Consider the following 19,048-nt stretch of genomic DNA (forward strand, 5'->3'; position numbering starts at 1 on the left):
GGGTAAGACGTTGGAGAGGATGCCGACAGAGTTCCGCGGGCGGTTGGCTGCCGCGGATCGCGAGCGCCGATTGGGAATGCGACGGAAGGCGACCGCGGATGCTACGGATTCGATCCCAGCAACGCCCGGACGGTCTTCTGGACCGTTTCGCCCGTAAAATCCAAGGCGACCACACGGGATTCCTGGTCCAACACCGCGACGAAGGGCATGGACACAAGCCCGAACTGCAGAGCGACCGGATTGGCCACGTTCTCGGTCGCCGATGAGACGCTGCGATAGCTGGGGAAATCCATTTCGGCTTCGGCCAGAAACTCTTTCAACGGAGCGCCTTCGGCATCCAAGTTCATCCCGACGATCGCGACCTTCTCGGGATGCTGGTCGCGGATTTGCTTCAACATCGGAATGATCTGCAATGAAGTCGGAAAGCTGACTGCCCAAAATGGCATCAGCACGACTTTTCCTCGGTAGTCCTTCATCTTGATGTCGGTGCCTTCCACGCTTGGCAACCCTTCGGGATCAAAGATCCGCCCGATCACCTTTTGCCGCGCCTGCCGGGCGTCCTGGGCCAGTTGAATTTCGCGTGTCGTTGCGGCGTCCGGATCCGTGAATTGCTCGTCCAGAATCGAATAGGTTTCGTCGACGAACTTGTCCCGCCCGGCCGCTTCAAGACGCAGCGCTGCACCGGCCAGGTACTGGACCGCGCTCATGTCGGGGGATTCGTCGATCAGTTCCAAGACAGCGTCCGTCCATCTGGCCAACGCCACGTTTTCGTTTTTCAGGATGGCGGCCAGCAGTCGGTCGGTGGAGTCGAAGGTTGCAACACCTGCCGCTTCCGCGGCGATTCTTGCCACCAGGGTGTTGGACGAGTTGCCGTAGAGTGAAAGTAGCTTTTCACGCACTGCCACGGCCTGATCGATCTGGCCGTAGCGCGACAACATTTGCCGCGCCTGGCCCATGATCATCACCGCCGGAATGTCCGAGGACGGATTCTGGGTCAAGTCGCTGACGAGCGAGACAATCTCGTCGGCAGCCCCTTCCTGGCCCGCCTGCAGGGAATCGATGGCGAATCCGATCAAGACGATTCGGCTGTCCATGACCACGCTGGGGTCCTCCGCCGAAAGGTTTTCCTTGGCCAACGCTTCCAAGGCATTGGCCGACGGCAGGTCGCCCATCGCGGCCAGATGCGAGAGGGCTTGCAACTGCCCGCGAATGCCTTCGACCCGTTGAGTGTCGCTGGCATCAGAATGTTTTTTCAGCATCAGAGATGCTTCCAGTTTTTTACGCGCGATCGCCTGCATCATCTCCGCGATTTCGACTTCGTCCTTGATTCCCGTTTTGCCGGAAGAAAGCAACTGCATGTCGCGGTCGGCATCCTGCAAGAATTGGGACAGCTCGGCAGGCGTCAGGTCGTCACGCAGGGCGCGATCGTTCAGCTTCGCCGGCAGAGTTTGCTGGCCCGGGGCTGTCCCGTCATTGATTCGAACACGGTTTTGGGACGGGTCGGCAAGCGGGAATCCGGTTTTCGATTGTCCGTCTTCGGCGGTTGTGTCGTCCGCCGCACCTGGTGGCGGCGGCACCAGCTCTTCGGCGTCGTCCGCTGCCGTCGACGAACCTTGCGCGTCGGATTCGCCGGCGGCCGGTGATTGCGGGCTGTCGACCTGTTGGCCCGGTGGCAACGCCGCGACGCGATTCTTCGGCGAACCGTTCTCGGCAACCGTTTGGGCATTCGCATCCGGTTCGGACTGGTTCGGGGAGCAACCGAAAAACAGTAGCAGTCCGGCGAGGAGTCCGAGTGATCGAATCTTGGATCGAAGACGAATTGCGCGCCGGACGGAACGATGTTCGCAATGCATAGCGGGGCGCCTGATTTGGGGATGAAGCACAGAGCGCGGAAATCATATCGAAATCCGGATTCCGCGACCGCCCCAATTCCCGCACCGCCCCGGTTCTCAGACGCTCGCGATCAGACGCGTCTATGCAGGAGCTTCAGCAGATCGTTCACCGCCCGCGCGACCTGCGGGTCCGTTTCGTCCCGCTTGCGGCTGTCCAGCCAATCACTCGATTGCAGGGCAGCATCCCGGGCCACGACAATCCGGCGAAGACGAGGCGTCGTGGGAGCATCGGCGCGATTCGATTCCGCGAGATTCGGATCATCGGCCGTCGGCGTTCCGGACTCGGGGTCCGTTACCGGAGCATCGTTGATCCCGGCCACGCTGCCCGCGCCGGCCTGTCGCTGCAGCGGCTGGGAATCGGCCGGAGCTGCTTCTCCTTCGCCGTCCGGGCCCGCGATTCGCAGCCCGTCGGGGGTGTCTGGTTCGCCCTCGGCCGGGGTGGCCGGGACGTTCTCGCCTGACGGCGGCCCTGAGACGGAACCGGTGGAGTTTTGGGCGGTGTTCAGGAAATTGATCACCAACAGTGCGTCCAGCGGCGTGATATCGTTGTCGCCGTTGACGTCGTATCCGAAACTGGGGTCTCCCGGACCAATTTCTCCGGGGCCGTAAATGTTCAAGTAATTGATGATGGTCAGCGCGTCGATGGGACTGACGACGCCGTTGCCGTCGACGTCCTGTGGGACATCGACGTTGTGAAACGCGGACTGGTTCTGCAGCACTTCGATCACGAAACTTTCAGACACCGATGGCGACAAGTGCGCCGTATCCTCGGCCGAGATCGTCAGCTCGATCTGCTCCGCGACGCTGCGTTGCACCCATTCACCGTCGCGTAGCTTCAGCGTCGAACCGTCGATCTCGAACCGCTGATCATCGACGCTGACCAGGTGGTTGTTGGCAATCGCTCCGCCCGCGATTTGGACCGTCCCCACGGTGGCGCCCGGCTTCAATTCCATCACCGTCTGATTGGACAAAGTGATCGCGCCCAAAGCCTCCGGCATGTCGTAGACGTTGATCTTCAAATCGGTCGACAGAGAGCTGCCGTGGCCGTCGTCCGCGGAGACCGTCACGGTGACAAAAGGCTCCGCCTCGAAATCCAACGCCTGGTCCGGCTTCAGGTACAGTTTCTCTTCGTCCATCAGGAAGCGGTCGTCATCGACGCTGTACGTCAGCGTGTCGTCGTCTTCGTCGAACGCCTGAAACTGTGCCACAAATATCCCCGGCTGGTTTTCCATCACATCCGGTTCGTAGGCGCCCAAGTAGACGATCGGATCATTCTCGTCCAAGACGGCAATCGTCACTTCGGCGTAGAAATACTGTTCCGCCCCGAAATCGTATCCCGAGATCGTCATCGAAATCTCAGGTTCGAATTCGTGGTTCAGCGGGCCGTGCACCAGGACCAGCGATCCGTTCTCAATTTTGAACCGCGGATCGGATACCGAAAGGTCGTAATCGTTGGAGGGATCCGGATCGTTGATCTGCAGCGAGCCCACCGTGGTGAGATCCGCGGCATGTTCGGGTATCTCGCCGTCGATCAACGTCACGCCGCCGGGCACGTCGGGGACCGATTTAAGCGAAACGGAGACGGTGATCGGTGACGAGACACTTTGACCGTCATGTAGCTGAATCGAAAACGAATCCGCGCCGAAGAAATTGGCGTCGGGCTGGTAGGTGATGTCCCCATCGGAGTTGATGCTGGCTGTGCCGTTGCTCGGGCCGCTGGCGATCAAGGAAATCAAACGATCCTGGTCCGCATCGGTGACGGCCGCCGCCAGGTCCGCGGCGCTCAGCACGACTCCCTTGTCCTCCAAACCATCCAGCTCCAATCGATCGGGCACCTCGGGCGAATGGTTCAGACCCAGCGTTTGGATCCCAAAATCCACGTTGACGACTTGCGAGGCGTTTTCGATCTCGACGCGGTGGGCGGTCGGGAGATTGAATTGAACGCTGGCAACTCCGTTCTGGCCCAAAACGTAGAACGATTGAACCGAGTCGCCAGAAATGATCTGAATCGGGGTGCCGATGTCCGCCAACCGCAGCGGGTGTTCGACCAGCAATTGACCGCCGCGCAGGTCGTGAACGGTCAGCCGCGAACCGGATTCTCCTGAGGTGACGGCCGCCAAGGCATCGCCACCATTGATCAGCGTTGCCGGACCGTGCAGATCGGAGAACTCGTGCAAGACCGAGAACCCGGCGTCGACGTCCAGCACGCCGATTCCGCCATCGAAGTATCGCACCGCCAGCAGACCGGACGCGTCATCAAAACTGATCAGCTCGGTGGCCTTGTCGATCTGTTGGGGCGATGGCGAAATCCAGGTCGCTTCGGCATTGCTCCACAGAGCCATCTGAAGCGAAGACGATTCGTTTGCCGAGTTGTCCACGCCAGATTCCGAATCGGTCGTGGAGGTTGGCCAGGCGATGATCGTGCGACTGCCGATCGAATCGCCGGCCGAAGTGGCGGTCAAGACTTGGGTGTTGTGGGGAACGGTCCACGGCGTAGGTTGCAAATCGGCTTCGATGTTCGACGTCGAAGCTTCCGGCGAACTGTCTGTTTCGGCGACCGACAGGCGAACCGAATAGAGTGTGTTCAGCGATCCCTGGGTTGGGTCACTCGGAGCCACCAACAGCACACCGCTGCCATCCGGGCCGACGCTGACCGTTTCGGCCGTCAGCGTCCCGGAAGCCAGGGAAACGTTCAGTGGTGGATCCAGTCGACCGACCAGATCGCTGACGCGCGGAATCGCCCACAGGTGCGCCGTCGGGTCGCTCGGGTCGCTTAAATCCGCGCCGCTGATGATGGCATGTGGACCGGCACCGGCACCCTCGATACCCGGCAAGTGATCGGCGACGAATTGGTGGGGCGCGAATTCTAGGGGTATCTCGGTGGCGCGGGTGCCAGACGTTTCTGCACGGATCAGCGTCTGCTCGGTCAGCACCTGCAGCGTTGACCCGGAGAGCCGCATCGAGATCGGATCTGACGAAAAACTTACCGGCAGAACATGCTCGCTGGCCTCCGCAGGGAACGACTGCGATTGCTCCGCCATCCCGTCGAACAGGCGAATCGGATAAATGCCTTCGGACAAGCCGTCGAAATGGAATTGCCCGTCCGCATCGGTCAGCGAAAACGGTTCGTCAGAATCCGGTGTGCCGTTCTGGTTGGCATCGATGTAGGCCAGCCGCGACGGCAAGCGGACTTCGCCGGCTTCCTGACGCAGCGACCCGTCCAGATCGTGAAAAACGGCTCCGGTGATCACGGCCAACACCCGCCGTTGGGCCAACTGTTCGATCAGCAGCCGTCGACGGCGCGGAAGTGAGACGGGATTTCGCGAGGTTGGTCGCGGGCAGCAGCCATCCGACGCCTCTCCCGGGGCTTCTTGGCCGGGGGGGCTGGGGCGATCAGATCCAGTTGGATCGATGGTCGTGGAGCGTTTGCGCGATCGCATCTCGTTCGGGTTCGCCGTAAAAACCGCCGTGGAAGCGTCACCCGGTCAGGTCGACTGCATCTTTGATCACCGCAGCATCAGATAAGTTCCCCTCGCGGGGGTGCCGGTTTGGCAATCTGTCGGAAAATTTTGCCTTCCGGAGCTGATTGCAGGCCAACTTTTCGTCCTGGGGGCCGTTTATGATACGCTAAATGAGCTGATTCTGCCCGCAAATGCACGCGTTAGGGCGCGGATATTCGTCAAACTCACCTGCGTAATCCAAACGCCCAGCCCGCATCTCGGGTGCCCAATTTTCTGGCTGTTCTCTTTCGCATCAACCTTCGTGGTCACCAAAAAATGATGCTCTCATCCCCCCCCGCTGTTTCCCGCCGGCCGAATGCCCCTGCTACGGAGCGGTATTTGCCCAGGTTCGCCTCGGCAATTTCGAAAACGAGTGCCATGATTCTGACATTCTCGATGGTCGTCCTGGTCGCCGGACTTTGGTCGAACCCGCTTGTCGCCCAGCCGCCCAGTCCCCAGTCGGACCCCGGAGGATCGGGATACGATCCGGGCTACAGCGAGGAAGACATGTTGGGTTACAGCGAGGAAGACATGCTGGGCTCTTACGACTCGGGCTACGGCGGTTCACGCCGGCGGGGCGGCTCGACAAGTGATGTCGTCGCCAACCTGTTGACCAGCACGCTCGGCTCGGTGTCCAGTTCCGGCGAACTGTCTCAAATGCTTTCGCCCGACGCGGCACCGCCGGTCCAGTCCGGGCCGGTGCTTAGCAACGAATCCCTGGTGGCCTATTCGATCGGGAATTACCCGCTGGCGATGGAGCTGTACTTCGGCCACATGGTCGCCGAGTACGAGAACGCCAGCAACGAATTGAATCTGGCCAAATTCAGCCGCCTGATGAAGCGACCCGTTTGGCAATTGCGATGGGGGATCTCCTACACGGTTCGCGGCGAGGCGACCGACCCCCAGCCGATCCGTGAATCTGCTACCCGCGGCGGAGGCTTTGACTCCAGCGGTTTCGCCGGCGAGGAAGGCGACATGGCGATGCAGGAGCAAATGATGCAACAGCAGATGATGCAGGAAGAGCAAATGATGCAGCAGCAGATGATGCAGGAAGAGCAGATGATGCAGGAGCAGATGATGCAAGAGCAGATGATGATGGAAAACTCATTCGGCAGCGGGATGGGCGGACGCCGAAATAACAATGCCCCATTGGCACCTCCAACACCTGCCGAACGACTTGCTTCCGGCGAGCGAACGATGCTCAGTGAAGCCGTGGAAACGGAACTGGACGAGACGCTCGGGCTGGTGATTGCCGTGCTCGGTGAGGAACTCAGTTCTCGCTATGCCCAGGGCGATTTTGGCCGGGCCATGACGGATATCACGGCCGAATCCGGCGTCAAAGAAACGATCTCGGCGGCATTCGTCGACGCCGTCGAGTCCAGCCCCGAACCGTTGCCGCTCTGGCGACCCGGCATCCAGTTCGTGGGTAAGGACGCCTCTGATCAAAACACCCTGGTGGCCCGCAAGGCTGGCATCGATTTGATGCTCCACTTTGACGTGCTCCTGAAACCCATCCGTGGTGACTTTGTCCAGAACATCTGTCGCTGCCGGCTGATTCACGTCCCGACCGGCAAATCGCTCGGGGTGTCCAAGTCGATCGACTCGTTGGAATTCGCGCAGAAGACGCGGCTGCGCGGGATGTCCGGACGGGAATATGTCAGCGAGCAGCTGTCCAACTTGATGGGCATCATCGATCGCGAAGTCAAGACGATCGATCTGCCCGCGTTGACGCCGGAAGTTGCCAAACGCAGGATCGGAACGCTGTTGGCCAGTGGCGGCGGGAAGAACCTGCGGACGCTGGCCGAGGTGCGGCTGTATCAGTCGCTGAACCTGCTCAGCGAGCCCGATGTGCTGATGGCCTTTGACATCGTCGGCGGAGAAGAGGCCCTGCAGATGGTTTACGGTCCGGAAGAGGAGCGTTTAGCGCTGGTGCATCAGTGGGCCGTCAAACGCCCGCCGGCCGAAGCGACGGAATGATCGCCGTATCCGTCGGGTTGCGCCGACCGCCGGGGGCTGTCGGCGCTTCGCGACTGGAGCTCATGTAAGTCGCCGCTTACTTGAGCGGTCTACCAGATTCGAACCCGGTCTTCGGGGGACAGGTACAGTTCGTCGTCCGGCTTGACGTCAAACGCCCGATACCAGGCGTCCATGTTCCGCACGATTCCGTTGACACGGTACTCGCTGGGGCTGTGCGGGTCGACGATCAGCCGCCGCAGCAACTCGGGCTCCCGGTACAGCCGCCGCCAGATCTGGGCCCATCCCAGGAAGAATCGCTGGTCGCCGGTCAGGCCGTCGATTACCGGGGCCGGCTGGTCGCCCAAGGACAACTGATACGCGGCATAGGCGACATTCAATCCGCCCAGGTCGCCGATGTTTTCGCCGAGCGTCAATTCGCCGTTGACGAAGTTGCCTTCAACCGGCTCGAACTTGCTGTATTGCTCGACCAATCCGCCGGCCCGTCGTTCGAATTCTTGGCGATCCGATTCGGTCCACCACATTCGCAGATTGCCTTTGCCGTCGTACTTGCTGCCTTTGTCGTCGAACCCGTGACTGAGTTCGTGGCCGATGACGGATCCGATCCCGCCATAGTTGACGGCATCGTCGGCGTCCAGGTTGAAGAACGGCGGTTGCAGAATGGCTGCGGGAAAGACGATTTCGTTCATCGTCGGGTTGTAGTAAGCATTGATCGTTTGGGGCGTCATGTGCCATTCGTTGCGATCGATGGGGCCACCGAGCTTATCCAGGTCCCGCTGGTATTCGAATTCGGCCGAGGCCAGTAGGTGGTCGGCCAAAACCCCGTCGCCGATGGTCAGCTTTTCATAGTCTTTCCATTCGTCGGGATAGCCGATCTTGGTCGTGAACATGGACAGTTTCTCGAGCGCCTGTTTCTTGGTGCCCTCGCCCATCCAGTCCAGCGTTTCGATCCGCTGCGCGAACGCCCGCTTCAGGTTCTCGACCAGTTCGTTCATCCGCTTTTTGGCTTTCGGGGCGAAGTGCTTTTCCACGTACAGTTGCCCGACCAGTTCGCCCAGGACTTCTCCCGTGACGTTCACGCCCCGCTTCCACAACGGTTGCTGCTCGGTGATGCCGCTGATTTCTGTCTCGTGAAAATCAAAATGACGCTTTTCCAGCTTTTCCGTTAGCCCAGAGGCAAACCCGTCGATGGTGTGAAACGTCAGGTAATCCTTCCAGCGGTCGATCGAAACCTCTTCGAATAGATCCGACATGCCGTCAACAAACGAAGGTTGACGAACCACGATCTCGTCGATCGAGCCGATTCCGGCGGTGTCGGCGAACTCAAACCACTTCAGCGTCCCCAGCATCTGGTCGAGTTCGGCGGGAGTGCGTTCGTTGTAGGTCGCGACCGGATCACGGTTTTCCGACTTGGTCCAGTGCAATTTGGCGATCGCGGTTTCGATGTCCACGATGCTCTTGGCGGCTTCTTCCGGAGACGGATGCTCGACCGTGCGGAGCAGGTCGGCCGCATATTCACGCAGCTTGTCCCTCAATGCGACGTAGCGATCTTTGTCTTCCAGGTAGTAGTCGCGGTCGGGGAGTGTCAATCCGGACTGGGTCAGGTAGACGGTGTAATTGTCGCTGTCGCGGGCGTCGACCGAGACGTACGGAACGACCGGTGATCCGATGCCCGCTCGGCGTAGCGATCCCATCGTCTGTGCCAGTGACGTTTGCGAATCGACGGAGGCGATTTGTTCCAGCAAGGGTTCGATCGGTTGCAGCCCGGCCCGGTTTCTCGCGTCCAGATTCAACACGCTGTTGTACAGGTCGCCGACCTTTTGGGCCGGGGTGCCCTGCTTCGCGTCGGACTCGGCCGCCTGTTCAATCAATGACCGAACTTGCTCGCGCGTGGTGTCATCCAGGACCGTGAAAATCCCATAATTCGATTTGTCGCCCGGGATCTCGGTTTCTGACAGCCATTTCTCATTGGCGTACAGGTAGAAATTGTCGCCGGGAGTGATCGAATCGCTGAACAGCGACTGATCGATTCCGGAGACCTTTTTCCCGGCGGAGGCTTCTGGGGAGGGCTCCGCGGCCGATGAGTTCTCGGGGCTGATCGCCGGGGCCATCGACAGCAGGCACACAGTCAACACGGAAGACAGACGCATCGGGAACTCCGTTTTCGGGGCGAGATGGTGAAGTGAATGGTGTGCCAGCGGCGGACGACAAAATGGCGGGCCGCCGCGGCAGCCTCACGCGCCGTATGGTTGCCGATGGACGGTCGACTGGCAACCGAAGCCGGCGCAATCCGCCGCCGGACTGCGTGTTTCTGCAACAGGTTGCCGCAGCCCTTGGCGAGAGCGTGGGAATTCCAGCCGTGCCATCGTCTGGCGACGGCGGCTACGTTGATCTCGGAAGGAACGAGTCTACGCTTCTGAATGGCACTTTCCTGTTAGCGGTGCTCCTGGCACCAGTCCTTTGTCTGAACACCGCTACGGATCCGCCATTCTCTCAGTTCGGTCAACAAGCGTTCTCGATCGCCGGCCGCTTCGGGGTGATCCCAGCGATTGACCAGCTCGTCCGGATCGGCCACCAGGTCGAACAGCTGTCCGTGGGGTTCGTCCAGGAAGTGGACCAGTTTGTGAGTCTTGTCACGGACCATGGTCATGAATTCGCATCCGGTCAGGATCGCATCTTTCACTTGCTCGCAATAGACAAAGTCGCGGCCGGTGTACCCTGCCGGATCCTGCAATGCGGGTGCGAGCGACACGGCTTCCAGTTCCGACGGAACCTCCACACCCGCCCATTCCAAAATGGTCGGGCCCAGGTCCATTTGTTGGACCAGTCCGGCGACGCTGCGGCCGCCCGGGAACCGGGACGGCGCCCAGATGATCATTGGGACGCGTGTGATTTGCTCGTACATCGTCCACTTCTGGCTTTGTCCGTGGTCGGTCAAACAGTCGCCGTGGTCGCTGGTGAAAATCACAATCGAGTTGTCCGCGTAGCCGCTCGTTTCCAATGCTTTCATGATTTGACCGACCTTCTCATCGATCATGGTGACGTTCGCCAGATAGAACGCACGCTGTCGGTGACGTTGCTGTTGGGACACTTCCAGCGGCATCACGACCGAATCGTGATCGATTTCGGAATTGTGCACCCGCAACTCCTTCAGCGCGGGAGGCAGCGAATCCAGTTCTTCTTCCGTCACCGGCAGCAGCGGCAGGTCTTTCTCCAGGTAGGCCTGCGCGTAACGCCCGATGGGGTCGTAGGGGGGGTGCGGCCCGGGAAAGCCGATTTGCAGGAACAGCGGGTCCTTTCTGGGGGTCGTCTCGATCCACCATTTGGCCATGTCGCCGACAAACATGTCCGGATGCGTGTCTTCCGGCAGCAGCCACTCAAAGGCTCCCAACGCGGAGCGGTAATCATCTCGCTTTCGGTACTGCTCCCGCTGCTGCTTGACCAGGCCGCGGAATCGCAGCGCTTTGTCCCATTCGTCAAAGAAATAGCGACCTTCCAGGTAGCGGTCCTTGTTCTCCACCACGAACCGTTCGTGAAACCCCAGCTCGGTCAGGTAGGGCCAGGTATGCATCTTGCCAATGTTGGTGCAGTAATACCCGGCGTCGTTCAGTCGCTCGATCCAACTGCGACGCCAGCGGTCGGCGTTTTTCAGGATCCCGGTCGTATGCGGGAAGTAGCCCTTGAACAAACTGGCTCGGGCGGCGGCGCAGGATGCCGCCGTCACGTGGCATTGATCGAAGGAAACGCCTTCGCGGACCAATCGGTCCAAGTGAGGGGTGTCGACGTGGGGGTGTCCCAAACCGGCAATCGTGTCGTAGCGCTGCTGGTCGGTGATGATGAAGATGATGTTGGGGCGTTGCACGGCGGCGTTTCACTGACAATCGAGTGAGCATTTCTGGTGGATCGACACAGGATACGGTCCGGTCGCCCCTGGTTCCAAGGCTCCGACCTTGGAGCCGTTTGCCTGGCAGGTTCTACGTGAGGGGTTGGGGGAGCTGGCGGAGCCAGCCTGCAGTGCGTTCCCGGGCGGGAGCCCGGGAACGAGGTTCTTGGCGTTTGCGGCTGCCCCCTGGTTGCTTTCTGGTTCCAAGGCTCCGGCCTTGGAACCGGCTGCCTAACAGGCTCTACGTGATCCGTTGGGGGAGCTGGCGGAGCCAGCCAGCAGTGCGTTCCCGGGCGGGAGCCCGGGCACGAGGGGCTTGGCGTTTGCGACTGCCCCAGGTTGCTCTCTGGTTCCAAGGCTCCGGCCTTGGAACCGGCTGCCTGGCAGGCTCTGCCTGCGGCATGTCGGCCGCGGCAACATTCGACTTGAGTCAAAATCGGAATTTTTCTAACGTGCCCAATCCATCGACTTACAGGTAGGTCACCCGAAGCGTTGGTTCCCGCCTAAAAATAGACCGTCAGAACGATTCAAAGGAGTGATCGTCATGGTTTCCACCAGTTGGCATCCGATTCGGCATCACCACGCGTTGCAAACTCGCGTCGCTGCGACCGCAACCGTCCGTGCGATTTGCAACCGAGTATTTCTAGGGTTGGTTGGGGTCGTGGCGGCTCTCGCTGCCGTTTCCGCCCCCGCCCAAGAAAGCAACTCCGTCGTGGCGGTCGTCAATGCCGATCCGATCACCCGTCAAATGCTGTCCGACGCAACGCTCGCTCGCTATGGCGAGAGTGTTCTGGACAACGTGATCATCAACCGGCAGCTGATCCTGCAGGCTTGCAAGGACGGCGGGATCGAAGTGACCCAAGCCGAAGTCGGGCAAGAGATCACTCGTCTGGCGACCAAGTTCGGTTTTTCCGTCCAGGATTATTTGAAGTTGCTGCAAGAAGAACGCGACATCGATCCCGGCCAGTATGGTCGCGAGATCGTGTGGCCGATGTTGGCGCTGCGAAAGCTGGTCGCCGACCAGGTGCAGCCGACCGAAGAAGAATTCAATCAGGCGTTCTTGGCGCAGTACGGGGAAGCCGTCAAGTGCCGCATGATCATGGTTGCCAAAGAGCAAACGGCGCGATCGCTGCATCGGGAAGCCCTCGCCGATCCTCAGGCGTTTGGCAACCTGGCCAAAATGCACAGTGAAGACGAGTCCAGCGCCAGCGTCGGTGGTTTGATTCCGCCGATTCGCCGCTACACGGGCGATTCACGGCTGGAGGAAGCAGCGTTCAGCTTGAAAGACAACGAAATCTCCCCGGTCATGCAACTGGCCGATCAATGGATCTTCTTGCAAGCCGTGCGGCGGATTCCGGCAACCACCCCGGCTCCGGCGGCCATGCCGGCGATTCGTGAGCAGATCAACGACCGCATCCGCGATCAGAAGATGCGAGGTGCCGCCGCGGCATTGTTCGCCGACCTGCAACGGAAAGCGAACGTCGTCAAAGTCTTTGGCGATGCGGAACTGTCCCAAAAGTATCCCGGCGTTGCTGCGATCGTGAACGAGCAGAGCATCACACTGGCTCAGCTGGCGGCCGAATGTGTCAAGCGGCACGGCGCGGATGTGCTGGACGGTGAAATCAATCGAAAGCTGCTGACGCAAGCCTTGAAGAAAGCCGACAAATCGGTCACCCAGGCGGATTTGCAGCAGGAGATTGAAAGGGCCGCGAAGAGCTACGGTTTCATCCGTTCGGACGGAACGGCGGACCTGCAAGCCTGGACCGAATCGGTGACCAGCGACGGCGAAACGACCGAAGAGATTTACGTCAAGGACGCGGTTTGGCCCAGCGTCGCTTTGAAGAAACTGGTTGAACAGCGGATCACGGTCACCGACGAGGATCTGCAGCGTGGGTTTGAATCCGCGTTCGGCTCCCGCGTCGAAGTGCTCGCATGCGTGTTGAGCGATCAGCGCACGGCGCAGAAAGTCTGGAAAATGGCCCGCGACAATCCGTCGGAAGAGTTCTTCGGACGGTTGGCCGAGCAGTACAGCATCGAACCGGTTTCCGCGAGCAACAGCGGCAAGGTGCCTCCGATCCGCAAGTTCAGCGGCCAGCCGACGATCGAACGGGAGGCCTTTGCTCTGCAACGCGGTCAGCTTAGCGGCATCATCGCCACCGGCGACAAGTACATCATCCTGAAATGCCAGGGCCGGACCGAACCGGTGGTCAGCGACCTGTCCGCCGTCAAAGCGGAACTGGTCCGCGACCTGACCGAAAAGAAGTTCGCCGTCGAAATGGCCGCCGAGTTCGATCGCTTGAAGGAATCGGCACAGATCGACAACTTCTACGAGGCAGCCAAAGAGATCGCATCGACCGGCAAGCAGGTCCGCTAGGGATTGCCGGAGCTCGGGCAGCCACGCTCGCCAGAGCGTGGCTTGCCGCCGCGATCGCGACAGCATCGACAGGGCTTGCGCTATTGGCTGTGGGGATCGTCGACGATCCGTTTGACCATCGCCACGTTGGCCGGTGCCAGCCCCGGTGCCATCTTCACCGCCCTGCGACGATCGCTACATTGATGGGCCAGTCCCTGGCTTTCCGCATCGATGCGGCTTTCTCATCCCCGGCGATGACGCATGTCCGAAACGGTCGACTCTGTCCCAAACCAGGACCGCGATCCGTGGGCGCGACGAAGTGTTGCCGATCGCTGTCGCGTGGTGGCTTCGGCCGCGGCCCAGATCACTGAAAACTCGGAGACATTGATCCGTCAGTGTGTTTCGGAGCAACGGATCGATCCGCTGGAGACAATTGGCAGCGAATTGATCCCGCTGTGTGCGGCCCTGAAGTATTTGCGGCAAAAGGGAAAGCGGATACTCGCGCCGCGTCCGGTCGGTGCCTCGGGACGTCCCGTCTGGATGTTCGGGGTACGCTCGGTCGTCCAACGCGTTCCGCACGGCGACGTGTTGGTGCTGGGGACGTGGAATTACCCGCTGTTGTTGCCCGGATCGCAGATTGCTCAAGGCTTGGCCGCGGGTAATCGGGTGCTGTTCAAGCCGGCGCCTGGGACGGAACCGGCGTCCAAAACATTGATCGAGTGTTTTCATGCGGCCGGTGTTCCCGAGCCGCAACTGGTTTTGCTGGAATCGTCCACGGAGGCGGCCGTCCAGGCGTTGCAGGCGGGCGTCGATCTGGTCGTGTTGACCGGCGCCGCGGCGACCGGGCGGAAGGTGTTGCACGCGGCCGCGGACCAGTTGGCCGCCTCGGTGATGGAGCTGAGTGGTTGTGATGCGGTCGTGGTCCTGCCCGGATTTGATCTCGACCGATTGATCGCTGCTATTGAATTTGGGATGCGATTCAATGGCAGCGCCACCTGCATCGCACCGCGCCGGATGCTGCTTCGCGATGCCGAACGTGAAGCAGTCATTGGCCGATTGGAGACCCTGTTTCGGAATCAGCCGCCGGTCAAAGTGCACGCGTCGGCACGCCAGCAGGTGGCGACCGTCATCGAGTCGGCGATGGATGCGGGTGCCAAGGACCGGTTGGGGAGATACGCGTCGGCGGCACTGCGCAGCGACGGCGTGCTGCATCCGGTGCTGTTGGATGACGTCAGCCCCACGAATCCGATCGCATCGGCGGATGTGTTTGCACCGGTGCTGTCGCTGATGCGTATTCGCGACAGCGAGGACGCGGTGCGGTTGATCAATGAGTGTCCGTACCGCTTGGCGGCAAGCGTGTTCGGAGCGGAAGGAGCGGCGCGTGCGCTCGCCGAGCAGCTGAACGTGGGTAGCGTGTCGATCAACGATCTGATTGCCACCACCGCGGATCCCCGTTTGCCGTTTGGCGGTCGCGGCGACAGCGGTTTTGGAGTCACCCGCGGTGCGGAAGGCTTGTTGGCGATGACGGTGCCGCGGGTGATCAGCACGCGTCGCAGTCGCTTTGCCCCCCACCTGCGACCCCGCGGGGAGATCGATCAAGAGGTTTTGCACGGGGCACTGCACCTTTGGCATGCCGGAGGCGTTCGAAAAAAAATGGCGGGGTTGCGGCGGATGATGGCGAGCGTCAAAAAGCGGTAAGCTGTGACCATGCGTCAGCACGGCTTGCCGTCCCGGACAATACCGGTAACAGACGCTTTGACCTGTAGATTCCAGTGCCCCGCTGATTGGGAAACCCATGATTGCCACCGAGACCAATCACCAGAACGTTGTCGTTGTCGGGAGTGGGCTGGCTGGCCTTTCGAGTGCCTGTGTCCTGGCGGCCCGCGGCCATCGCGTGACTTTGCTGGAGAAGAACGATTGGATCGGCGGAAAGGCGGCCCAACACACCGCCGAAGGCTATCGTTTCGACATGGGGCCAACCATCTTGACGCTCCCGAGTGTGCTCAAGCGGGTCTTCGATGAAGCCGATCGCCGGATGGAAGACTACCTGGACATTGTTCCCCTGGATCCGCAATGGCGTTGCTTCTTTGAAAGCGACGGCAAGGGAGCAACACAGGATCAAACCGTTCTGGATCTGGTCGCCGATACCGAAGCGATGAAGGCCAACCTGAATCGCTTCACGGGTGGATCCGCATCGGGCGACGGGTACGAACGTTTCCTGAAGCTGAGCGAACAGCTGCACGGAGTCTCGGACCGGTTCTTCTTTTGGCGATCGATCGGCGGATTGGGCGACACGATGGACGTCGGGGGATCTTTTTCGATCAAAGTGCTCAAGGATGTGCTTTCTTTGCGGATGGGCAAAAGCGTTGCATCGGTCGTCCGGTCTCACGTCCCCGATGCGCGCGTCGCACAGATGATGGATCACTTCACCCAGTACGTCGGTTCCAGCCCGTATGCGTCGCCGGCGGTGCTTTGCGGCATCGCCCACATGCAGACCGATGAAGGCATCTGGTATCCGATGGGAGGCACGCGGGCGGTTCCCGAGGCGTTGGGCCGGCTGGCGGTCGAGTTGGGCGTGGAGGTGCGAACCGGCGTCGATGTGATGAGAATCCAGGCCAACAGACGCAAAGTCACCGGCGTGGTGACCGCCGCGGGCGAAACCTTGCCGTGCGATGCCGTGGTCAGCAACTGCGATGCCGTCCGCACCTACCGCGAATTGCTCCGCGATACGCCGCAGTCCAAAGACTTTGAAAAGTCCAACCATCATGCCCCGGCTTGCAGCGGTGTCGTTCTGTACCTGGGGCTGAATCGACGCTACGAACAGCTCCTGCACCACAACTTCGTGTTCTCCAAAGATCCGGAACAGGAATTCGACTGGATCTACCACCGGGGTGAACCGGCACCGGATCCGACCGCGTACGTGTGCGCCCCGGCGGTGACCGAACCGGCGGTGGCACCGGAAGGCTGCGAGGCGCTGTACGTGCTGGTGCACACACCCTACTTGCGAGAGCACCATGACTGGAAAAGCATGTTGCCGAAATACCGCGAAGTGATCCTGGATAAATTGGAGTCGTGCGCCTCGATGCAAGGCATTCGCGATTCGATTGTGTACGAAGCGTCGCTGACACCGGAGGGCATCCACAACCGCTATCGAGTGCTCAACGGAGCGATCTATGGTTTGGCCAGCCACGGAAAGTACTTGGGGGCGTTCAAGCCGGGGAACCGCCGCAAGGATTTCAACGGATTGTACTTGGCGGGCGGTGCCGCGCACCCGGGACCCGGGATGCCGATGGTGATGATGAGCGGGTGGATTGCCGCCGACGCGTTGGACCAGGATGCCCGAGCCGGTAAGCTGGCGGAGCGGGCCGCTGTCGCGACCTGAACCGCGGATCATGGAAATCCGCGTCGAGGCGGGCAGAGGAACATCGGTGGTCAGCGGAGCATCCGAAACGGAAATGAGTGGTCGTTCAACCCCAGGGGACCAACCTCGCACAGCGAGTCATCCAGGCGGTGGCATGCGTCCAACCGCTCCCTGGTTTCTGGACGGTTTCCACCGATTCCTGCGGCCTTACCTGCGTCGGCATTTTCACGCCATCGCCATTGAATCCGGACGCAGGCCGCATCTTGCGGACATTGACCCCGCGGTTCCCATGATCATTTACGCCAACCATCCCTCATGGTGGGACCCGCTGATCGCCCATTTTCTCAACCGCAGTCTGTTTCCCGGCCGTCAGTTTCATGCGCCGATCGATGCCGAGGCGTTGGAGCAGTACCGTGTGTTTGAAAAGCTGGGGTTTTACGGCGTGCGGCTTTCCAGCAAGTCGGGTGCTGCGGCGTTCTTGCGTCGCAGCGTGGAGGTAATCGATCAAGGCAACACGGCGTTGTGGCTGACTCCGGAGGGAAGGTTTGCCGATGCCCGTGATCACCAGGCTGAACTGATGCCCGGGCTAGCGCACCTGTGCACCCGGATCGATTCGGCGATCGTGTTGCCGCTGGCGCTGGAGTACGTTTTTTGGGAAGAACGATTGCCGGTGTGCCTGGTCTCGCTGGGCCTGCCAATCCGCGTCGATCAACATCGTGGCGACAGCAAAACGGACTGGTCCGTTCGGTTAACCGTGCGGCTTCGCGACACGCAAACGAGGCTGGCGGATCTGGCGATCGCGCGGTCGGCCGATCCGTTCGACAATTTGCTGCGGGGAACCCGTGGCAGCGGCATGGCCTACGACACCTTCAGGCGGGCCAAGGCGTGGCTGACGGGTCAATCATACAAAGCCGGCCACGGGGACCAATTTGAATGATGTTGTCGTTGGCGATTCTCGCCGCCATTCTGTCTGCCATCCCGGCGCTGATGTTTCTGGCCAATTTGCCGCGGTTCTGTGACTTGGTCGACATGGACCTGGTCGACAGGGAGTCGGCCGAAATTGAATCTCCGGACGATGCGTCCGTTTCGGTGCTGATTCCTGCTCGAGACGAACAGGCGGGCATTGCGGATTGTTTGCGACACGCGCTGGCTAGCGAGCGGGTGCGGGTCGAGGTGATCGTGTTGGACGATCAATCGACCGATGCCACCGCGGAGATCGTCAGCGGGGCGGCGAAAAGCGACGATCGTGTCCGGCTGCTCCATGGTCGTCCGTTGCCCGAGGGTTGGAACGGAAAGCAGCATGCCTGCCGCCAACTGGCCGACGCGGCAGCCTACGACCGATTCGCTTTCCTGGACGCCGATGTCCATCTGGCGCCGATGGCGTTGCGACGCCTAGTCGACCATCAAGACGTTCGCGGAGTCGGATTGCTGAGCGCTTTCCCGCACCAGCGGACAGGAACTTGGTTGGAAGCCTGGCTGATTCCAATCATGCACTACGTTCTGTTGGGGTTCCTGCCGTTCGGCCGAATGCGGGCCGACGTGGATCCGAATCTTGCGGCCGGGTGTGGGCAGTTGTTTTTGTCGACGCGGCAAGCGTATAGGCAGGCCGGGACGCACGAAGCGATCAAGGCGTCACGGCATGACGGCCTGAAATTGCCTCGGGGCTACCGTCGCGCCGGGATCATGACCGACGTCATTGACGGCACGGATCTGGCCGATTGTCGGATGTATCGGGGGGCTGCGGAGGTGATCCATGGCGTGCTGAAGAATGCCATCGAAGGCATTGCCAATCCGCGTTTGATCGTCTTGTTCACCGTGTTGCTGCTGGGGGCCAGCCTGCTGCCGGTTGTCGCATTGATCGGAGCGATCGCGCAAGGCAATCGGCCGGCTCTCTACGTGTCGATCGTGGCCGTGCTGCTCTCTCACCTGCCGCGCTTGATCGCGGCGGCTCGATTTCGGCAGTCCTGGTTCGGTGCGATTTGCCACGTGCCGGCAATGATGACCTTTGTGGCGTTGCAGTGGGTCGCCCTGGCGAATCACTTGATGGGGCGAAAGATCGCCTGGCGCGGACGTTCGGAATCATGA

Annotated in this window: 10 protein-coding genes; 6 read left to right on the plus strand and 4 right to left on the minus strand. The window is 60.8% G+C overall.

Annotated elements, in window-relative coordinates:
- Window positions 1–101: 101 nt before the first annotated feature.
- Both FYK55_RS21965 and FYK55_RS21970 read right to left on the minus strand, forming a co-directional pair.
- Complete coding sequence (locus FYK55_RS21965) at window positions 102–1,853, minus strand: TlpA family protein disulfide reductase (protein ID WP_150078757.1); 1,752 nt, start codon at window positions 1,851–1,853, stop codon at window positions 102–104.
- A gap of 110 nt (window positions 1,854–1,963) precedes the next feature.
- The gene (locus tag FYK55_RS21970) at window positions 1,964–5,167 is read right to left on the minus strand and encodes a cadherin-like domain-containing protein (RefSeq protein ID WP_235908882.1); all 3,204 of its coding nucleotides are present in this window, start codon (window positions 5,165–5,167) and stop codon (window positions 1,964–1,966) included.
- Between the two features lie 603 nt (window positions 5,168–5,770).
- On the opposite strand from FYK55_RS21970, the gene FYK55_RS21975 reads away from it, so the two are divergent.
- Window positions 5,771–7,369, plus strand: coding sequence for a hypothetical protein (locus FYK55_RS21975; RefSeq protein WP_150078759.1), 1,599 nt, complete (start codon window positions 5,771–5,773; stop codon window positions 7,367–7,369).
- Between the two features lie 89 nt (window positions 7,370–7,458).
- On the opposite strand, the gene FYK55_RS21980 is transcribed toward FYK55_RS21975, so the two are convergent.
- Both FYK55_RS21980 and FYK55_RS21985 read right to left on the minus strand, forming a co-directional pair.
- Entirely contained in the window at window positions 7,459–9,516 is a 2,058-nt protein-coding gene (locus tag FYK55_RS21980) for a M13 family metallopeptidase (RefSeq protein ID WP_150078760.1), read from the minus strand.
- A gap of 284 nt (window positions 9,517–9,800) precedes the next feature.
- The gene (locus tag FYK55_RS21985; protein ID WP_150078761.1) at window positions 9,801–11,228 is read right to left on the minus strand and encodes a sulfatase family protein; all 1,428 of its coding nucleotides are present in this window, start codon (window positions 11,226–11,228) and stop codon (window positions 9,801–9,803) included.
- A 565-nt stretch (window positions 11,229–11,793) separates the two neighbouring features.
- Here FYK55_RS21985 and FYK55_RS21990 point away from each other — a divergent pair.
- The 5 genes from FYK55_RS21990 to FYK55_RS22010 all read left to right on the plus strand — a co-directional run bounded on the left by FYK55_RS21990 (window position 11,794) and on the right by FYK55_RS22010 (window position 19,048).
- On the plus strand, window positions 11,794–13,623 hold the full coding sequence (locus FYK55_RS21990) for a peptidylprolyl isomerase (protein ID WP_150078762.1): 1,830 nt from the start codon (window positions 11,794–11,796) through the stop codon (window positions 13,621–13,623).
- A gap of 240 nt (window positions 13,624–13,863) precedes the next feature.
- Window positions 13,864–15,300, plus strand: a complete 1,437-nt coding sequence (locus tag FYK55_RS21995; RefSeq protein WP_150078763.1) for an aldehyde dehydrogenase family protein — start codon at window positions 13,864–13,866, stop codon at window positions 15,298–15,300.
- Window positions 15,301–15,397: 97 nt separating this feature from the next.
- Window positions 15,398–16,984 (plus strand): phytoene desaturase family protein, encoded by a 1,587-nt coding sequence (locus FYK55_RS22000; protein ID WP_150078764.1) that lies wholly within the window; start codon window positions 15,398–15,400, stop codon window positions 16,982–16,984.
- Window positions 16,985–17,117: 133 nt separating this feature from the next.
- Complete coding sequence (locus FYK55_RS22005) at window positions 17,118–17,900, plus strand: lysophospholipid acyltransferase family protein (RefSeq protein WP_150078765.1); 783 nt, start codon at window positions 17,118–17,120, stop codon at window positions 17,898–17,900.
- Window positions 17,897–19,048, plus strand: coding sequence for a glycosyltransferase family 2 protein (locus FYK55_RS22010; RefSeq protein WP_235908883.1), 1,152 nt, complete (start codon window positions 17,897–17,899; stop codon window positions 19,046–19,048). The genes FYK55_RS22005 and FYK55_RS22010 overlap by 4 nt, the downstream gene beginning before the upstream one ends.

The organism is Roseiconus nitratireducens (assembly GCF_008629675.1).
Classification (GTDB): Bacteria; Planctomycetota; Planctomycetia; order Pirellulales; family Pirellulaceae; genus Stieleria; species Stieleria nitratireducens.